Origin of the sequence: Paraburkholderia tropica (genome assembly GCF_014171495.1) — a bacterium.
Taxonomy (GTDB): Bacteria; Pseudomonadota; Gammaproteobacteria; order Burkholderiales; family Burkholderiaceae; genus Paraburkholderia; species Paraburkholderia tropica.
Genome location: NZ_CP049135.1, coordinates 1,735,015 through 1,752,517 on the forward strand (window position 1 = coordinate 1,735,015; position 17,503 = coordinate 1,752,517).

The following is a 17,503-nucleotide window of genomic DNA, read 5'->3' on the forward strand; positions in this document are numbered from 1 at the left end:
TGTGTGCCGCCCGTCTTGCCGCCGCGCGCTCCGTCATCCGACAATGAACCGACGGCCGATGGCCCTGCCGCTGTATGCATCGTGTCCAACTCGATGCGGACAAGCGGCGCGCATCGGACGTTCTATCGCCAATCGACATGCACGGAGAAACTATGCATCGCTTTATCGTAGTGGGCGGAGGTGCAGGCGGGCTCGAACTGGCGACGCGGCTGGGCGACCGTTACGGCGAAACGCGCGCGAAACGCGGCCGCCCGACCGCCTCGGTCACGCTGGTCGACCGCAATCCCACGCACATCTGGAAACCGCTGCTGCACGAAGTGGCCGCGGGCAGCATGGACCCCTTCACGCAGGAACTCGAGTACGCGGCGCAGGCGCGCTGGCATGGCTTCGAGTTTCAGCAGGGCGAACTCGTCGGCATCGATCGCGCGGCCCGGCGCATCACGCTCGGTGTCGTCAACGACGAAGACGGCGCCGAACTGCTGCCCGAACGCGTGCTCGACTACGACACGCTCGTGCTCGCCATCGGCAGCACGACGCATTTCTTCGGCGTGCCGGGCGCGGCGGAGAATTCCATCGCGCTCGACACCGTCGGGCAGGCCGAGCGCTTTCGCAAGAAGCTCATCGCCGCGTGCATGCGCGCGGAACATCAGGCGCCCGAACCCGTCACGCGGGATCACGAAGGCAAGGAAGAGCCGCGCGTGCAGGTGGCCATCGTCGGCGCGGGCGCGACCGGCGTCGAACTGTCGGCGGAATTGCGCAACACGGCGCAGGTGCTTTCGGCGTACGGTCTGCACAAGCTCGATCCGAGCCACGACGTGGGGATCGTGCTGATCGAATCGGGGCCGCGCATTCTGCCTGCGCTGCCCGAGCGCGTGTCGTCGGCGACGACCGAATTGCTGGAGAAACTCGGCGTGCGCATTCTGAGCGGCGAGCGCGTGACCGAGGTCGCGCCGGGCGTCGTGCGCACGGCGAGCGGCAAGGCCGTGCGCGCCGATCTCACGGTGTGGGCCGCGGGCATCAAGGCGCCGCAGATTCTCTCGGAACTCGACGGCCTGACCGTCAACCGGCTGGGCCAACTGATCGTGCGCCGCACGCTGCAAACCGAACTCGACGACAACGTCTTCGCGCTCGGCGACTGCGCCGCCTGCGAGTGGCCCGGCAACGAACGCGGCGTGCCGCCGCGCGCTCAGGCGGCGCATCAGGAAGCGTCGTTCCTGTTCCGCTCGATGGGCATGCGGCTCGAAGGTCGGCCGCTGCCCGAATTCACCTATCGCGACTTCGGCTCGCTGGTGTCGCTCGGTCACTTCAGCGCGGTCGGCAATCTGATGGGCGGCCTGATCGGCGGCAGCATGCTGATCGAAGGCCTGTTCGCGCGCTTCATGTACATGTCGCTCTACCGGCTGCATATCGCCGCGCTGCACGGCTACGCGCGCATGGTGCTCGACACCGTCGCGCACTGGCTGCGGCGCACGACGCTGCCGCGCGTGAAACTGCATTGATCCTGTGATGCGCCTGCGGGCGCATTCTTTTTTGATGGCGTTGTTCTTATCGCGAGGAGCGTTGCATGCTCAAGCCCGAAGTCGATAGTCTCGTCCCGCATGTGCCGTTCGATCGGCGCACTTTTCTCAAGGCCGCGCTCGGCAGCGGATTCGCCGCCGCGGTGCTGCCGGTGTCCGCGCAAACCATCCACACCGATAGCGAAGGTCTCGACGCGGGCGAAGTCGCGTTCCAGTCGAACGGCACGCTCATTCCGGCGTATCGCGCGCAGCCGCGCGGCAAGACGCATCTGCCGGTGATCATCGTGATTCACGAGATTTTCGGCGTGCACGAACATATCGCCGATGTGTGCCGCCGCTTCGCGAAGCTCGGCTATCTGGCGATCGCGCCGGACTTCTTCGTGCGCGAGGGCGACGCCTCGGTGTATCCGACGATCCAGCAGATCAACGAAAACATCGTGAGCAAGGTGCCCGATGCGCAGGTGCTCGGCGATATCGACGCGGCCATCGCCTGGGCGGGCCAGCATGGCGGCGACGTGAAGCGCGTGGGCGTCAACGGCTTTTGCTGGGGCGGGCGTTACGCGTGGCTCTATGCGGAACACAATCCGCGCATCAAGACGGCAGTGGCGTGGTACGGGCGCGTGGTGGGCGATCACACCGCGAATACGCCGCAGAATCCGCTCGATCTCGCCGGCACGCTGCAGGTGCCGGTGCTCGGGCTGTACGGCCGGCAGGACACCAGCATTCCGCAGGACACGCTGGAGCAGATGAAGGCGGCGATCGCGCAGGGACCGCAGGGCGCGCGCGGCTCGCAGTTCGTCGTCTACGACGACGCGGGCCATGCGTTCTTCGCCGATTACCGGCCGAGCTATCGCAAGGCCGATGCCGAAGATGGCTGGAAGCGCGCGATCGCGTGGTTCAAGGAACACGGCGTCGGTTGAGGCCGACGCCTTTCGTCGCACAACGTTCGCGCGGCGATCCGAGGATCACAGCGGATCAGGGATTCGCCCCCGTCGCCACCGGGCGCGACGGATCGGCGACCCATTCGCTCCACGAGCCGCCGTAGAGCGCCGCGCCATGCATGCCGGCGATTTCCATCGCCAGCGCGTTGTGGCAGGCGGTCACGCCCGAGCCGCATTGCAGCACCACATGCTCGGGCGTCACGCCCGGCAGCAGCGCCGAGAATTCCTCGCGCAGCGTATGGGCCGATTTGAAGCGGCCGTCGGCGCTCAGGTTGTCCTTGAAGAAGCGGTTCTTCGCGCCGGGAATATGGCCGCCGACCGGATCGATGGTTTCGTTCTCGCCGCGATAGCGGTCGCTGGCGCGCGCATCGACCACGGTCAGTTCGCGTGCCGTGAGGTTGCGCACGACAGCCGCGGCGTCGATGGTCACCTGTAGCGGCGCGCCCGCCTTGAAGGTGCCCGGCGTGGCCGCCGGCACGTCCTTCGCGAGCGGTAGGCCCGCCGCTTCCCAGGCTTGCAGGCCGCCGTCGAGTACCGCGACTGAGTCGTGGCCGAGCCAGCGCAGCAGCCACCAGAGCCGCGCCGCGTACGAGCCGCCTTGCGCGTCGTAGGCCACGACCTGCTGACCCGCGTTCAAACCCCAGCTCGCCAGCGTGGCGACGAGCGAGGCGCGGTCCGGCAGCGGATGGCGGCCGTTTGTGCCGGTTTTGGCGCCGGACAGATCGCGATCGAGATGCAGATAGCGCGCGCCCGGCAGATGGCCGGCGGCGTAGGCCGTTTCACCCGCGCCGGGATCGAGCAGATCGAAACGGCAGTCGAAGACGAGCACGCTGCCCGGCGCGGCGCTCATGCGCTCGTGCAGGTTGGCGGCGGAGATCAGCGTGGTGTAGTGAGTGTGGGGCATGACGGCTCCTGGTATCGTGCGCGGCCGCCGGATGTGCGTGTGCACAGCGTGGGCCCGATGCCGTCAGTCTAAACAAAAAGACGGGCCGAAGCCCGTCTTTCCGTGATGCCGTCGATGGCATGAAGTGTGCGCCGGCGTGGCCGCGCGCGACCTCGAAGCCGCGCTCAGATGTCGCCCAGTTCGCGGCGCAGGAACTCGTGAAAGTGCTGCATGCCGTCTTCCATCGGGCTCTGGTACGGGCCGACTTCCGAGACGCCGCGTTCCATGAGTGCGCGGCGGCCGGCGTCCATGCGCTCGGCGATCTCGTCGTCTTCGATGGCCGTTTCCATATAGGCGGCGCGCTCGGCCTCGACGAACTCACGCTCGAACAGCGTGATTTCCTCGGGATAATAGAACTCGACGATATTGGTGGTCTTCTGCGTGCCGTTCGGAATCAGCCACGAACAGACGAGCACGTGCGGATACCACTCGATCATCAGATTCGGGTAGTAGACCATCCAGATGGCGCCGAACTCGGGCGGCTCGCCGTTGCGAAAGCGCAGGACCTCGTCGTGCCATTTGCGGTACGTGGGGCTGCCCGGCTTGCCGAGCTGGCTGTGCACGCCCACGGTCTGCACGCTGTACCACTCGCCGAACTCCCACTTCAGGTCGTCGCAGGAGACGAACTGGCCGAGACCCGGATGGAACGGGACGACGTGGTAGTCCTCGAGATAGACCTCGATGAAGGTCTTCCAGTTGTAGTTGCACTCGTGCACCTCGACGTGATCGAACATGTAGTCCGTGAAGTCGAGATGTTTCGCGGGGCCGAGGCGCGCGAGATCGCGCGCGACGTCACGGCCGGCCGACTCGAAGAGCAGGCCGTTCCACTTTTGCAGCGGCGTGTTGTTCAGGTTGAGGCAGGGCTTGTCCGCGAAGTGCGGCGCGCCGAGCAGTTCACCCTTGAGGTCGTACGTCCAGCGATGCAGCGGACATACAATGTTGTCTGCGGTGCCGCGACCGTTTAGCATGATGGCCTGGCGATGGCGGCAAACGTTTGAGAGCAGTTCGATCTCGTTGCTCTTGTTGCGCACCAGCACGCGGCCCTCTTTTTCGCCGGGCAGCGCAAAATAATTCCCCGCTTCGGGCACCATCAATTCGTGGCCGACGTAGCGAGGACCTTTCTGGAAAAGCGTTTCGATTTCGCGCTTGAGAAGCGCTTCGTCAAAGTAAGCCGTGACTGGCAGCTGGCTTTGAATGGACTTCAGCTGCAATGCATTGCTCAGATTGGACATTCCCACTCCCGATGAAGACGTGAAAGCAGTGAACAACCCAACCATCGAAGATTCGATTTAGGGAGCCGGCTAGTATAACTGGTTTACCCCGGGGTGGGGTGGCTAAGTGACTGATTTTTGCCCGGTTTGCGGCGAAATTGCGGCGGGAAGGCGACGAAAAAGCGACAATATCGCGGCGACCGCGACCTTCCGGCACCGATTCCTGTAAGCCCGCGTGATGTGGTCGTGACGGTACAGAAGCCGGCGAGCGGGGCGCATGGGGGGCTTTTGCCGTAGAATGTCCGCCTTGTTTCATTTTGGCGACCACTGATGGCGAAAACGGCATCGAAAGACCGCGCTGGCGCGGCTCAGGAAGCTGGCGTACCGGACGGAGCCGAGGCTCTGCCGGACAGCTACGAGGCCGCGCTCGCCGAACTCGACGCGCTCGTGGCGCGCATGGAAGGCGGCAGCCTGAGCCTCGAGGAATCGCTGGCCGCGTATCGTCGCGGTGCCGTGCTGGTGAAGTTCTGCCAGCAGCAGCTCGAAAAGGTTGAACAACAGGTGCGCGTGCTGGACGGCGAAACGCTGCGGCCCGTGCCCCTCAATACGACAGGCTCCGCAATGGGCGGAGACGACGATCTATGACATTTGACCAATGGACCCGGCTGGTGCTCGACCGGGTCGAAAGCGCGCTCGATCACTATTTGCCGGCAGCGGACGTCCAGCCCGCGCCGCTGCACGACGCGATGCGCTATGCCGTGCTCGGCGGCGGCAAGCGGGTGCGCCCGCTGCTGTGCCACGCGGCCGGCGAACTGACCGGCGCGACGCCCGAGGCGCTCGACGCGGCGGCCTGCGCGCTGGAGATGATCCACGTCTACTCGCTCGTGCATGACGACATGCCCTGCATGGACGACGACGACATGCGCCGCGGCAAGCCCACGGTACACGTCAAATATGACGAACCGACGGCGCTGCTGGTCGGCGACGCGCTGCAATCGCAAGCTTTCATCACGCTGACGTCGGATGTAGTCGACGCGCCGCGTCAGGCGTCGCTCGTGCGCGAACTGGCGCTCGCCAGCGGCTCGATCGGCATGGCCGGCGGTCAGGCGATCGACCTCGCGAGCGTGGGCCATTCGCTCACGCGCGAGCAGCTCGAAACGATGCACCGCCTGAAGACGGGCGCGCTGCTGCGCGCCTCGGTCCGCATGGGCGCGGTGGCGGGCGAAACGCCTTCCGCCGATACCCTCGCCGCACTGGACAAGTACGCGGCGGCCGTGGGCCTCGCCTTCCAGGTGGTGGACGACATTCTCGACGTGACCGCAGACTCGGCCACGCTGGGCAAGACCGCGGGCAAGGACGCGAAGGACGGCAAGCCGACCTACGTGTCGATCATCGGTCTGGATGCTTCCCGCGCCCTCGCGCAGCAGTTGCGCGCCGACGCGCACGCGGCGCTCGAACCGTTCGGCGCGCGCGCCCAGCGCCTCGCCGAACTCGCTGACCTGGTGGTGAACCGGGTTAGCTGATTGCGCCAACCCGCCCGCGCGCATGAACGGGAAGTAATGCGCGACAGAAGTGCGGGAGCGCCCGATTTCCTACAATGGAACGACGATGTACGACTTGCTGAAAACCATTGACGACCCGGCGGATTTGCGCCGCCTTGATCGCCGCCAGTTGCAACCGCTTGCCGACGAACTGCGTGCTTTCGTTCTCGACAGCGTCTCGCAAACGGGCGGCCACCTGTCGTCCAACCTTGGTACGGTCGAACTGACGATCGCGCTTCATTACGTGTTCGACACGCCGCGCGACCGCATCGTCTGGGACGTGGGCCATCAGACCTACCCGCACAAGATTCTCACGGGTCGCCGCGACCAGATGCCGACGCTGCGTCAGTTCGGCGGTATCTCGGGTTTCCCGAAGCGCGACGAATCCGACTACGACACGTTCGGCACCGCGCACTCGAGCACGTCGATCTCGGCGGCGCTCGGCATGGCCATCGCGAGCAAGCTCAAGGGCGATAACGCCATGGGCATCGCCGTGATCGGCGACGGCGCGATGACGGCCGGCATGGCCTTCGAGGCGATGAACAACGCCGGCGTCGAAGACGACGTGCCGCTGCTCGTCATCCTCAACGACAACGACATGTCGATTTCGCCGCCGGTGGGCGCGCTCAATCGCCATCTCGCGCGCCTGATGTCGGGCCGCTTCTACGCCGCCGCTCGCGCGGGCGTGGAGCGCGTGCTGCGTCACGCGCCGCCGGTGCTCGATCTCGCCCGCAAGCTCGAAGAGCACGCGAAGGGCATGATCGTGCCGGCCACGCTGTTCGAGGAATTCGGCTTCAACTACATCGGCCCGATCGACGGTCACGACCTCGACTCGCTGATTCCCACGCTGCAGAACATCAAGGAACTGCGCGGCCCGCAATTCCTGCACGTGGTGACGAAGAAAGGCCAGGGCTACAAGCTCGCCGAAGCCGACCCGGTCCTGTACCACGGTCCCGGCAAGTTCAACCCGGCCGAAGGCATCAAGCCGTCCACCACGCCCGCCAAGAAGACCTACACGCAGGTGTTCGGCGAGTGGCTGTGCGACGCGGCCGAGCTCGATAACCGCGTCGTCGGCATCACGCCTGCCATGCGCGAAGGGTCGGGTATGGTCGAGTTCGAGAAGCGTTTCCCGGATCGCTACTTCGACGTCGGCATCGCCGAGCAGCACGCGGTGACGTTCGCGGGCGGTCTCGCGGCAGAAGGCCTCAAGCCGGTGGTCGCGATCTACTCGACCTTCCTGCAACGCGGCTACGACCAGCTGATCCACGACGTGGCGCTGCAGAACCTGCCGGTGATCTTCGCGATCGACCGCGCGGGCCTCGTCGGCGCGGACGGTGCAACGCACGCGGGCGCCTACGACCTCGCGTTCATGCGCTGCATCCCGAACATGATGATCATGGCGGCGTCGGACGAAAACGAATGCCGTCAGATGCTGTACACGGCGCTCCAGCAGGACTGCCCGACGGCCGTGCGCTATCCGCGCGGCGCGGGCACGGGCGTCGCGACCGTCAAGCAGATGGCCGCGCTGCCGGTGGGCAAGGGCGAAGTGCGCCGCGAAAGCGCCGCGCCGGCAGGCAAGCGCGTGGCGATCCTCGCGTTCGGCACGATGGTTGCGCCGTCGCTGGCCGCCGCCGAAGAGCTGGACGCCACCGTTGCGAACATGCGCTTCGTGAAGCCGGTCGACGCGGAGCTCGTCAAGCAGCTCGCCGAGACGCACGATTACCTCGTGACTGTCGAGGAAGGCTGCATCATGGGTGGCGCGGGTTCGGCCGTCGTGGAATCCCTGCTTGAAAGTGGGGTTATCAAGCCCGTACTACAATTGGGCCTCCCCGACCGTTTCATCGATCACGGCGACCCGGCCAAGCTGCTGGCGGGCTGTGGCCTCGACGCGGCAGGGATCGCGAAGTCGATTCGCGAGCGCTTCCTCGACCGCGCGGCGAACGCGTCCGGCAAGTCGGTGATGCGCGTCGCCTGAGTTGGATCGCGCTGAGCGGCGCCGCGGGTTTTCATCGGAAAACCGTCGCGCGCGCCGCCGCCGCCCACTCCACAATTGAACCGGCGGACGGGTCTTGCACCCGCGCTCCGCCAGCCAGCGCCGGCTCATGCCGGCGCTTGCCATTTGCGCGCCGCAGTTCGGCGCGGCCTGAGGATAAGAACATGAATCAGATGAATCCGGCTTTCGTGATGCCGGACGTCCAGAGTTCCGTCGATACCCGCCAGATCCCGATCCAGCGCGTCGGCGTGAAGGGCGTGCGCCATCCGCTGACCGTGAAGACGGCGGCAGGCGACGTGCAGCCGAGCGTCGGCACGTGGAATCTCGACGTTCATCTGCCCGCCGACCAGAAGGGCACGCACATGTCGCGTTTCGTGGCGCTGCTCGAAGAGAACAAGCAGCCGCTCGAACCGTCGACGTTCCGCGCGATGCTGACCGCGATGATCGCGAAGCTCGAATCGCAGGCGGGCCGCATCGAAGTGTCGTTCCCGTACTTCGTGAAGAAGGTCGCGCCGGTGTCGGGCGTCGAAAGTCTGCTGGACTACGAAGTGACGCTGACGGGCGACGTGCGCGACGGTGTGACGCGCCTGTTCCTGCAGGTGCTCGTGCCGGTCACGAGCCTGTGCCCGTGCTCGAAAAAGATCTCGCAGTACGGCGCGCACAACCAGCGCTCGCACGTGACGATGAACGTGGAGTTCGACGGCGAACTGGCGGTCGAGGAGCTGATCGTCATCGCCGAGCAGGAAGCCTCGTGCGAACTGTGGGGCCTGCTCAAGCGTCCGGACGAGAAGTTCGTGACCGAGCGCGCCTATGAGAATCCGAAGTTCGTCGAAGACCTCGTGCGCGACGTGGCCGTGCGTCTGAACGCCGACGCGCGCGTGATCGCCTATACGCTCGAAGCCGAAAACTTCGAGTCGATCCACAATCACAGCGCCTACGCCGTGATCGAACACGACAAGCGCGTGTCGGCCTGATCGGGTCGAAAGCGTGTGTTGCTGACGTAAAAAAGCCGCCTGAAAAGGCGGCTTTTTTATTGCGCCGACGTCGCGCTCACTGCTGCGCGAGCGAGGTCAGATCCCAGCGCGGCTTCACCGTGAACGCGTAGTCGTGCGTGGCCTGGTCGGGCCAGCGCTGCAGGCGCAGCGCGCCCGCAAGCGCGATCATCGCGCCGTTGTCGGTGCACAGCGACAGGTCGGGGTAATGCACCTCGAAGCCGCGCTTTTGCGCCGCCGCCGAGAGCTTTTCGCGCAACTGTTTGTTCGCGCCCACGCCGCCCGCGACCACGAGGCGCTTCATCTTCGTCTGCTTGAGCGCGGCCAGCGACTTGGCGGCCAGCACGTCCACGGCGGCATCGACGAAACCGCGCGCGATATCGGCCTTGCCCTGCTCGCAGATATTTGGGCCGAGCTTCTTCACATGCGTGAGCACGGCGGTCTTCAGGCCGCTGAAGCTGAAGTCGAGATCGCCCGAATGCAGCATCGGACGCGGTAATTCGATCGCGCCGGGCGTGCCGAACTCCGCGAGTCGCGAGACTTCCGGGCCGCCCGGATAGCCGAGACCGAGCAGCTTGGCGGTCTTGTCGAAGGCTTCGCCGGCGGCGTCGTCGAGCGTTTCGCCGAGGGTTTCGTAGACGCCCACGTCGGTCACGCGCATGAGCTGCGTGTGGCCGCCCGAGACCAGCAGCGCGACGAACGGGAACGGCGGCGGCGCGTCCACCAGCAGCGGCGAGAGCAGGTGCCCTTCGAGATGGTGGATGCCGACCGTCGGCCGGTTCCACGCCATCGCGAGCGCGTTGGCGATGCTCGCGCCCACCAGCAGCGCGCCCGCGAGACCGGGGCCTTGCGTGAAGGCGATGGCGTCGATGTCGGTGCGCGCCGCGCCGCTGTTCGCGAGCACTTCCTCGAGCAGCGGCAACGCGCGGCGGATGTGGTCGCGCGAAGCGAGTTCGGGCACGACGCCGCCGTACTCGCGATGCATGGCGATCTGCGAATGCAGCGCGTGCGCGAGCAGGCCGCGCTCGCTGTCGTAGAGCGCGAGGCCGGTTTCGTCGCAGGAGCTTTCGATGCCGAGTACGAGCATGGTGGGGCGCGCAACGGCCGCCAAAGAGGCGCGAACCGTCGCTAAAACAAAGTAAAAGGGAAGCCTGAAAGTATAGCAGCGCACGCGCAAGACGGCTGGCGGGCGATGGCGAGCGGCCGCACAGGTAAAATGCGCGCCATGGAATCATTCGACATCGCCGTGATCGGCGCAGGGGCGGCCGGCATGATGAGCGCGGCGGTGGCCGGCCAGCAGGGACGCCGCGTGGCGCTGATCGATCACGCGCCGCGCCTCGCGGAAAAAATCCGCATCTCGGGCGGCGGACGCTGCAATTTCACGAATCTGCACGCCAGTCCCGCCAACTATCTTTCGAACAACCCGCATTTCTGCCGTTCGGCGCTCGCGCGCTACACGCCGCGCGACTTTCTCGCGCTGCTGCGCCAGCATCGCGTGACGTGGCACGAGAAGCACAAGGGCCAATTGTTCTGCGACCAGTCGAGCGAAGCCATCATCGACGTGCTGCGCGCCGAATGCGACGCCGGGCGCGTCGCGTGGCGCCGTCCGCTGCCGGTCGAGCAGGTCGGCCACGCCGACGACACGGGCTTCGTGCTCGGCACGCCGCAGGGCCAGATCAGGGCGAAGGCGCTCGTGATCGCCACGGGCGGTCTGTCGATCCCCAAGATCGGTGCGACGGATTTCGCCTATCGCGTCGCCAAACAGTTCGGCCACAAGCTGATCGACACGCGTCCGGCGCTCGTGCCGCTGACCTTCGCACACGACGAATGGGCGCCGTACGTGCCGCTCGCGGGCGTCTCGCTGGAGGTGAACGTGGCGACGGGCGAGCGCAAGACCGGCGGCGCCTTCGACGAAGACTTGCTGTTCACGCATCGCGGCCTGTCCGGCCCCGGCGTCCTGCAGATTTCGAGCTTCTGGCAGCCTGGGCAACCGATCCGCGTGAACCTGCTGCCCGATCGCGACGCCACCGAGGCGCTGATCGAGGCGAAGGGCGCGACGAAGCGCCAGATCGGCAATCTGCTCGCCGAGTGGGTGCCGGCGCGGCTTGCGCACGCCTGGCTGGAGACGCATCAGGTGCCGCTGGAGGCGCGTATTGCCGATCTGCCCGACAAGACGCTGCGCCGCATCGGCGACGGCCTCGCGAAGTGGACGCTCACGCCCACCGGCACCGAGGGCTACAAGAAGGCCGAGGTCACGCGCGGCGGGGTGGATACGCGCGAACTGTCGTCGGCGACGATGATGAGCCAGCGCGTGCCGGGACTCTATTTCGTGGGCGAAGCGGTGGACGTGACGGGCTGGCTCGGCGGCTACAACTTCCAGTGGGCCTGGGCCTCCGGCGTGGCGGCGGGCGAAGCCGCCGCAGCTTTTACCGGCGCGGCTTGAGCGGGTTTTGAGGCGGGTAAAACGGGCTCGACGTTTACCTGTCTTTTGAAAAACCCTCTGCTATACTCGATCCTCTTTACCCCCGATCCGTTATTGGAAAATGACGACCATCCGCGTAAAAGAAAACGAACCCTTTGAAGTCGCCATGCGGCGCTTCAAGCGCACGATCGAGAAGAACGGGCTGCTGACCGAGCTTCGTGCGCGTGAGTTTTACGAGAAGCCTACGGCTGAACGGAAGCGCAAGAAGGCGGCGGCGGTAAAGCGGCACTTCAAGCGTCTGCGCAGCCAGATGCTGCCGAAGAAGATGTACTGATTTCCGCGCCGCCATGGCCGTTCCGTCCGCGGAAATCCATGACGGCGCAAGCAGCGCGGCGCGCCGGCCCGCAGGGTTCCTGCAGGATCCCGTCGCGCGCCGTGTTGTTCTCTGGTGTGGTCGCAACCCAGCCGAATCCGCACCGACCCGCCTGGAAACGCTTCCAGGCGGGTTTTTGCATTCGCTTTTGCGTTTCTCCGATGCTTCGCTACGATGTTTCGGCAGGACGACCTCACTGCCCCGGTTTTCCGGGTTTCTGCAACCAACGCAATTCAGGTGAGTGATGAGTCTCAAAGACCGGATCAACGACGACATGAAGGCCGCGATGCGCGCGCGCGAAAGCGAGCGTCTCGCCACGATTCGTCTGCTGCTCGCCGCCATCAAGCAACGTGAAGTCGACGAGCGCGTGACGCTCGACGACGCGGGCATTACGGCGGTCATCGACAAGATGATCAAGCAGCGCAAGGACTCGATCAGCCAGTTCGAAGCCGCCGCGCGCGCGGACCTCGTCGAAAAGGAGCAGGCCGAGCTGGTCGTTCTGGCTGCCTACATGCCCGAGCAGCTTTCGGACGCCGAAATCGCCGCCGAAGTGCAGGCCGCGGTCGCCCAGGTGGGCGCGGCGGGCCCGCAGGACATGGGCAAGGTCATGGGCGTGCTCAAGCCGAAGCTGGCCGGCCGCGCCGACATGACGGCCGTCTCCGGTCTCGTCAAGGCCGCGCTCTCGAAGTAACGGCACGCTCTCGCGCGGCGCCGGCGTCTGCATGACAGCCTGCCGCCGCGGCGAGGCGACTGCCCGTCATGGGCGCCGCGCAAGCGCGCCCCCGTTTTACGCCAACCGAGCGACCAGGCCCCGATGATTCCGCATTCGTTCCTGCAGGATCTGCTAAACCGCGTCGATATCGTCGACGTGGTGGGACGCTTCGTGCAGCTCAAGAAGGGCGGCGCGAATTTCATGGGTCTCTGCCCGTTCCACAACGAAAAGAGCCCATCGTTTACCGTTAGTCCAACGAAGCAGTTCTATCACTGCTTCGGTTGCGGCGCCCACGGCACCGCCATCGGCTTCCTGATGGAGCACGCCGGGCTCACGTTCCCCGAAGCCGTCAATGAACTCGCGCAGTCGGTCGGCCTGACCGTGCCGCAGGAACCGTCGCCGATGCGCGGTGGCTTTGGCGGCGGCCGCCCCGGACAGGGCGGCCAGAGCGGTGAGGGCGGCTATGCGCCCGGTGTCTCGAAAGCGGTCACGAACGCGCTGTCGGACATCATGCAGACGGCTTGCGACTACTACCGCAAGCAGTTGCGCAGCGCGCCCAATGCGATCCAGTACCTCAAAAAACGCGGCCTGACCGGCGAAGTCGCGGCCCGCTTCGGGCTCGGCTATTCGCCCGATGGATGGCAGAACCTCGAAACCGCGTTTACCGATTATCGCGACGACTCGCTCGTCGAAGCCGGCCTCGTGATCGTCAGCGAAAAGCAGGACGCACAGGGCCAGGCGCGCCGCTACGACCGCTTCCGCGACCGCGTGATGTTCCCCATCCGCAACGTGAAGGGGCAGGTGATCGGCTTTGGTGGCCGCGTGCTGGACGGCGGCGAACCGAAGTATTTGAATTCGCCCGAAACGCCTCTATTTAACAAGGGCAGCGAACTGTACGGGCTGTTCGAGGCGCGTCTCGCGATTCGCGAACAGCATTACGTGCTGGTGGTCGAAGGCTACATGGACGTGGTCGCGCTCGCCCAGCTCGGATTTCAGAACGCGGTGGCCACGCTGGGCACCGCCTGCACGCCGATCCACGTGCAGAAGCTGATGCGTCAGACCGATACGGTGATCTTCAGCTTCGACGGCGACTCGGCCGGCCGGCGCGCGGCGCGGCGCGCGCTCGACGCGTGCCTGCCGCATGCGGCCGACAACCGCACGATCCGCTTCCTGTTCCTGCCCACGGAACACGATCCGGACAGTTACGTGCGCGAATTCGGCACGGAGGCGTTCAAGGAGCAGGTCGACCGCGCCATGCCGCTGTCGCAGTTCATGCTGAACGAAGTGCTGGCGGGCAAGGAGCTGGATCAGCCGGAAGGCCGCGCCCGCGCGCTGTTCGACGCCAAGCCGCTGCTCCAGGCGCTGCCGGCGAACGCGTTGCGTGCGCAGATCATGCACATGTTCGCCGACCGGCTCGACGTGCCGTTCGAGGAAGTGGCGGCACTCTGCGAGGTCGACGCGCGCATCGCCCAGGCGGCGCGCCAGGCGCCCGCGCGCAAGGACCGGCACCTCGTGACCGGTATCGAGCGCAAGGCGCTGCGCAACCTCGTGATGTATCCGCGCATCGTGGCGCAGCTCGACGAGGAGGCCGAACAGGCGCTCATCACGCTCACGCGCCACGGCGAGCTGTTCGAGGAAGTGACCACCCATGCGCGTGCGCTGGGCGACGCGGCGGAGTTCCAGTTGCTTTCGGATCTCTTGCGCAATGGGGCTAACGCCCCCACGTTCGAGGAGATTTTTCGCGAAATTCTGGACTATGATGAAAACGTTCGGGATTTGCTGATGAAAAATCCAGAAGACGGTGCCGTGCAGGAGGAGCGCCGCGAGCAGGAACGGCTCGTGAGCGAGGAAATGACGGCTGCCATCCTCAAAATGCGCTTCGACGCCTGCAGCGAACGGCTGGACGTGCTTTCGCGGCAATCGAGGCACACGCCTGAAGAATTGGCCGAATACGTTAAATTGAATCAGACGCGGGCTGACATGAAACGTCAGCTCGGACTGTAAGGGAGGCGTGTGCGGGGGTGATTATTACCGTGCGTGCTATAATAAAAGGTTTTCAGCGGTTTGTTTTTGTTTTTTCCGGGCGGGCAGCTCAAGTATCACTCGGAGGTCGTTTCGCCGGGTGATGCCGAAAGGTGTCCAGTTTCCAGCAAGGGGCGGAATGGCAATGGCAAAGACTACAGGCGGAAAAAAGGCGACAGGCACAGGCTCGACGGAGCCGACCGGCAAGGTCACGAATGCCCAGGACGCCCCATCCGCCAGTTCCCGCCGCAAGGCGGCAACCGCCAGTCATGAAGTACCCGCAGTCCGGAAGAAAGCCATGGCTGCTTCGGCCGCGCGAGCGGCGCCAACCCGTGCGGCGAAAGCTGCAACTCATCCGGCAACGAAGCGGTCCGGTGGTCCGAGTAGTGCAAGGCAAGTGCCTGCCGTTGCGGACGATGCGGCAGAGCGCGAGGCTCCAGTATCCACGGTTCAAGAGGCTGATGTCCAACAGCCGCGAGTCGAGACTACAGCCGGTACGGCGAACTCCATGACGAAAAAGCTGAATGAAGTGCCCGTCGATGACGACGCAAACCAGAGCGAGGAAAGCACGCCCACCCCGGCGGCCAAGGGTGAGAAGACCACCCGTGCGCGCGACCGGCGAGCGAAGGAAAAGGCGCTGCTGAAAGACGCGTTCGCGTCGTCGCAGCCCGGTACCGTCGAGGAACTCGAGGAACGTCGCAACAAGCTTCGCGCGCTCATCAAGCTTGGCAAGGAGCGCGGCTACCTCACCTACGCCGAAATCAACGATCACCTTCCGGATAATTTCACGGAAACCGAGGCGATCGAAGGCATCATCAGCACGTTCAACGACATGGGCGTCGCCGTCTACGAACAGGCGCCGGATGCCGAAACGCTGCTCCTCAACGACAACGCACCGAACGCCTCTTCCGACGACGAAGTCGAGGAAGAAGCCGAGGTCGCGCTCTCGACCGTCGACTCCGAATTCGGCCGTACGACCGACCCCGTGCGCATGTACATGCGCGAAATGGGCACGGTCGAACTGCTGACGCGCGAAGGCGAAATCGAAATCGCCAAGCGTATCGAAGACGGCCTCATGCACATGGTCATGGCGATCTCCGCTTGCCCGACCACGATTGCCGACATCCTCGCCATGGCCGAGCGCGTCGCGAACGACGAGATTCGCGTCGATGAGCTCGTCGACGGCCTGGTCGATCCGAACGCCGAAGACACCGACGGCTTCAACGCCAAGGAAGCGGAAGAGATCGAGAACGAAAGCGAGGAAGACGAAGAGGAAGAGGAAGAAGAGGAAGAGGACGACGACGGCGCGGCGCAGGCGACGGCCAACGCGGCGCAGCTCGAAGCGCTCAAGCGCGCCTCGCTCGAAAAATTCGCGCTCATCAGCGAATGGTTCGACAAGATGCGCCGCGCGTTCGAAAAGGAAGGCTACAAGTCGAAGGCCTACCTGAAGGCGCAGGAAACCATCCAGACCGAGCTGATGTCGATCCGCTTCACGGCGCGTACCGTCGAGCGTCTGTGCGACACGTTGCGCGCGCAAGTGGACGAAGTGCGCCAGGTCGAACGCCAGATCCTGCACACGGTCGTGGACAAGTGCGGCATGCCGCGCTCGGAGTTCATCGCCCGGTTCCCGGGCAATGAAACCGACCTCGACTGGTCCGAGAAGATCGTCGGCGAGAACCACGCGTATAGCGCGATTCTGTCGCGCAATATTCCGGCGATCCGCGAACAGCAGCAGCGCCTGCTCGATCTGCAGGCGCGCGTGGTGCTGCCGCTCAAGGACCTCAAGGAAACCAATCGCCAGATGGCGGCGGGCGAACTGAAGGCGCGACAGGCCAAACGCGAAATGACCGAGGCCAATTTGCGTCTCGTGATCTCGATTGCGAAGAAGTACACGAACCGCGGTCTGCAATTCCTCGACCTCATTCAGGAAGGCAATATCGGCCTGATGAAGGCGGTAGACAAGTTCGAATACCGGCGCGGCTACAAGTTCTCGACCTACGCCACGTGGTGGATCCGTCAGGCCATCACGCGTTCGATTGCGGACCAGGCGCGCACGATCCGTATTCCGGTTCACATGATCGAGACGATCAACAAGATGAACCGCATTTCGCGGCAGATCCTGCAGGAAACCGGTCTCGAGCCGGATCCGGCCACGCTCGCCGAGAAGATGGAAATGCCGGAGGACAAGATCCGCAAGATCATGAAGATCGCGAAGGAACCGATCTCCATGGAAACGCCGATCGGCGACGACGACGATTCGCATCTGGGCGACTTTATCGAAGATACCAACACTGTGGCGCCGTCGGACGCCGCGTTGCACGCTTCGATGCGCGACGTGGTGAAGGACGTGCTCGACTCGCTCACGCCGCGCGAGGCGAAGGTGCTGCGCATGCGTTTCGGTATCGAGATGAGCACCGACCATACGCTGGAAGAGGTCGGCAAGCAGTTCGACGTGACGCGCGAGCGGATTCGCCAGATCGAGGCGAAGGCGCTGCGCAAACTGCGTCACCCGAGCCGCTCGGACAAGCTCAAGTCGTTCCTCGAAGGCAATTGATCGCTTTGCGCGCTTGCGATTCGGAGTTATCGCAAGCGAAAGCAGGGATCGGATGGTCAGGCTGGCCCGGTTTCGTGTAGTATGTCGGCCTGCCGTCGAAAAGCCCGGCCTTTGGCAGACCGGGCTTTTTTGTTGACGCTGTCTTTGTTGTAGCGTCGTTGGGCCGGACGCCGTGTTGGTTGCAGGCAGCGGACTCATAATCCGCCTCCGAAAGGACGTCGTGGGTTCGAACCCCACCCGGCCCACCAGGTTATACGCACTCGCATTACGCGTGAATCTGTG

General features: G+C 65.0%; 14 protein-coding genes and 1 tRNA gene. 12 read left to right on the forward strand and 3 right to left on the reverse strand.

What is annotated here, in order from left to right:
• Positions 1-152 precede the first annotated feature (152 nt).
• Together G5S35_RS22570 and G5S35_RS22575 are read left to right on the forward strand one after the other, a co-directional pair.
• Positions 153-1,499 carry an NAD(P)/FAD-dependent oxidoreductase gene (locus G5S35_RS22570; RefSeq protein ID WP_065059963.1) on the forward strand — a complete coding sequence of 449 codons (1,347 nt, stop codon included), beginning with the start codon at positions 153-155 and terminating at the stop codon, positions 1,497-1,499.
• 65 nt (positions 1,500-1,564) lie between these two features.
• Positions 1,565-2,437, forward strand: a complete 873-nt coding sequence (locus tag G5S35_RS22575) for a dienelactone hydrolase family protein (RefSeq protein ID WP_065059962.1) — start codon at positions 1,565-1,567, stop codon at positions 2,435-2,437.
• A 55-nt stretch (positions 2,438-2,492) separates the two neighbouring features.
• Here G5S35_RS22575 and G5S35_RS22580 read toward each other — a convergent pair whose 3' ends face one another.
• The gene (locus tag G5S35_RS22580) at positions 2,493-3,362 is read right to left on the reverse strand and encodes a sulfurtransferase (protein ID WP_074982588.1); all 870 of its coding nucleotides are present in this window, start codon (positions 3,360-3,362) and stop codon (positions 2,493-2,495) included.
• Between the two features lie 164 nt (positions 3,363-3,526).
• Entirely contained in the window at positions 3,527-4,633 is a 1,107-nt protein-coding gene (locus G5S35_RS22585; RefSeq protein ID WP_065059960.1) for an aromatic ring-hydroxylating oxygenase subunit alpha, read from the reverse strand.
• A gap of 309 nt (positions 4,634-4,942) precedes the next feature.
• Here G5S35_RS22585 and G5S35_RS22590 point away from each other — a divergent pair, with 309 nt between their 5' ends.
• From G5S35_RS22590 to folE2, 4 genes are all read left to right on the forward strand, one after another.
• The gene (locus G5S35_RS22590; RefSeq protein ID WP_065059959.1) at positions 4,943-5,257 is read left to right on the forward strand and encodes an exodeoxyribonuclease VII small subunit; all 315 of its coding nucleotides are present in this window, start codon (positions 4,943-4,945) and stop codon (positions 5,255-5,257) included.
• Complete coding sequence (locus tag G5S35_RS22595) at positions 5,254-6,135, forward strand: polyprenyl synthetase family protein (protein ID WP_065059958.1); 882 nt, start codon at positions 5,254-5,256, stop codon at positions 6,133-6,135. Before G5S35_RS22590 ends, G5S35_RS22595 begins: the two co-directional genes overlap by 4 nt.
• An 85-nt stretch (positions 6,136-6,220) precedes the next feature.
• Positions 6,221-8,128, forward strand: a complete 1,908-nt coding sequence (gene dxs, locus G5S35_RS22600) for a 1-deoxy-D-xylulose-5-phosphate synthase (protein ID WP_110326689.1) — start codon at positions 6,221-6,223, stop codon at positions 8,126-8,128.
• Between the two features lie 182 nt (positions 8,129-8,310).
• Positions 8,311-9,120: a GTP cyclohydrolase FolE2 gene (gene folE2 / locus G5S35_RS22605; protein WP_065059956.1), complete on the forward strand. Its 810-nt coding sequence runs from the start codon at positions 8,311-8,313 to the stop codon at positions 9,118-9,120.
• Between the two features lie 76 nt (positions 9,121-9,196).
• Here folE2 and tsaD read toward each other — a convergent pair whose 3' ends face one another.
• Positions 9,197-10,225 (reverse strand): tRNA (adenosine(37)-N6)-threonylcarbamoyltransferase complex transferase subunit TsaD, encoded by a 1,029-nt coding sequence (tsaD, locus tag G5S35_RS22610; RefSeq protein ID WP_065059955.1) that lies wholly within the window; start codon positions 10,223-10,225, stop codon positions 9,197-9,199.
• 138 nt (positions 10,226-10,363) lie between these two features.
• Between tsaD and G5S35_RS22615 the strand changes: the two genes are divergently transcribed.
• The 6 genes from G5S35_RS22615 (at position 10,364) to G5S35_RS22640 (ending at position 17,469) form a co-directional block, all read left to right on the forward strand.
• Positions 10,364-11,581: a BaiN/RdsA family NAD(P)/FAD-dependent oxidoreductase gene (locus G5S35_RS22615; RefSeq protein ID WP_183039072.1), complete on the forward strand. Its 1,218-nt coding sequence runs from the start codon at positions 10,364-10,366 to the stop codon at positions 11,579-11,581.
• A 100-nt stretch (positions 11,582-11,681) separates the two neighbouring features.
• Positions 11,682-11,894 (forward strand): 30S ribosomal protein S21, encoded by a 213-nt coding sequence (gene rpsU, locus G5S35_RS22620; RefSeq protein ID WP_065059953.1) that lies wholly within the window; start codon positions 11,682-11,684, stop codon positions 11,892-11,894.
• A gap of 283 nt (positions 11,895-12,177) precedes the next feature.
• Complete coding sequence (locus G5S35_RS22625) at positions 12,178-12,624, forward strand: GatB/YqeY domain-containing protein (protein ID WP_065059952.1); 447 nt, start codon at positions 12,178-12,180, stop codon at positions 12,622-12,624.
• A gap of 123 nt (positions 12,625-12,747) precedes the next feature.
• Complete coding sequence (dnaG, locus tag G5S35_RS22630) at positions 12,748-14,649, forward strand: DNA primase (RefSeq protein ID WP_065059951.1); 1,902 nt, start codon at positions 12,748-12,750, stop codon at positions 14,647-14,649.
• A gap of 163 nt (positions 14,650-14,812) precedes the next feature.
• The gene (gene rpoD / locus G5S35_RS22635) at positions 14,813-17,221 is read left to right on the forward strand and encodes an RNA polymerase sigma factor RpoD (protein ID WP_183039073.1); all 2,409 of its coding nucleotides are present in this window, start codon (positions 14,813-14,815) and stop codon (positions 17,219-17,221) included.
• Between the two features lie 160 nt (positions 17,222-17,381).
• A tRNA-Ile gene (locus G5S35_RS22640) sits at positions 17,382-17,469 on the forward strand.
• Positions 17,470-17,503 lie beyond the last annotated feature (34 nt).

What these genes read in the sequence shown, in the direction of transcription:
- rpoD (WP_183039073.1), top strand. Translation starts at nt 14,813, where the DNA reads ATGGCAAAGACTACAGGCGGAAAAAAGGCGACAGGCACAGGCTCGACG.
- folE2 (WP_065059956.1), top strand. Translation starts at nt 8,311, where the DNA reads ATGAATCAGATGAATCCGGCTTTCGTGATGCCGGACGTCCAGAGTTCC.
- G5S35_RS22585 (WP_065059960.1), bottom strand. Translation starts at nt 4,633, where the DNA reads ATGTCCAATCTGAGCAATGCATTGCAGCTGAAGTCCATTCAAAGCCAG.
- G5S35_RS22575 (WP_065059962.1), top strand. Translation starts at nt 1,565, where the DNA reads ATGCTCAAGCCCGAAGTCGATAGTCTCGTCCCGCATGTGCCGTTCGAT.
- G5S35_RS22595 (WP_065059958.1), top strand. Translation starts at nt 5,254, where the DNA reads ATGACATTTGACCAATGGACCCGGCTGGTGCTCGACCGGGTCGAAAGC.
- dxs (WP_110326689.1), top strand. Translation starts at nt 6,221, where the DNA reads ATGTACGACTTGCTGAAAACCATTGACGACCCGGCGGATTTGCGCCGC.
- G5S35_RS22580 (WP_074982588.1), bottom strand. Translation starts at nt 3,362, where the DNA reads ATGCCCCACACTCACTACACCACGCTGATCTCCGCCGCCAACCTGCAC.
- G5S35_RS22590 (WP_065059959.1), top strand. Translation starts at nt 4,943, where the DNA reads ATGGCGAAAACGGCATCGAAAGACCGCGCTGGCGCGGCTCAGGAAGCT.
- tsaD (WP_065059955.1), bottom strand. Translation starts at nt 10,225, where the DNA reads ATGCTCGTACTCGGCATCGAAAGCTCCTGCGACGAAACCGGCCTCGCG.
- G5S35_RS22615 (WP_183039072.1), top strand. Translation starts at nt 10,364, where the DNA reads ATGGAATCATTCGACATCGCCGTGATCGGCGCAGGGGCGGCCGGCATG.
- dnaG (WP_065059951.1), top strand. Translation starts at nt 12,748, where the DNA reads ATGATTCCGCATTCGTTCCTGCAGGATCTGCTAAACCGCGTCGATATC.
- G5S35_RS22625 (WP_065059952.1), top strand. Translation starts at nt 12,178, where the DNA reads ATGAGTCTCAAAGACCGGATCAACGACGACATGAAGGCCGCGATGCGC.
- rpsU (WP_065059953.1), top strand. Translation starts at nt 11,682, where the DNA reads ATGACGACCATCCGCGTAAAAGAAAACGAACCCTTTGAAGTCGCCATG.
- G5S35_RS22570 (WP_065059963.1), top strand. Translation starts at nt 153, where the DNA reads ATGCATCGCTTTATCGTAGTGGGCGGAGGTGCAGGCGGGCTCGAACTG.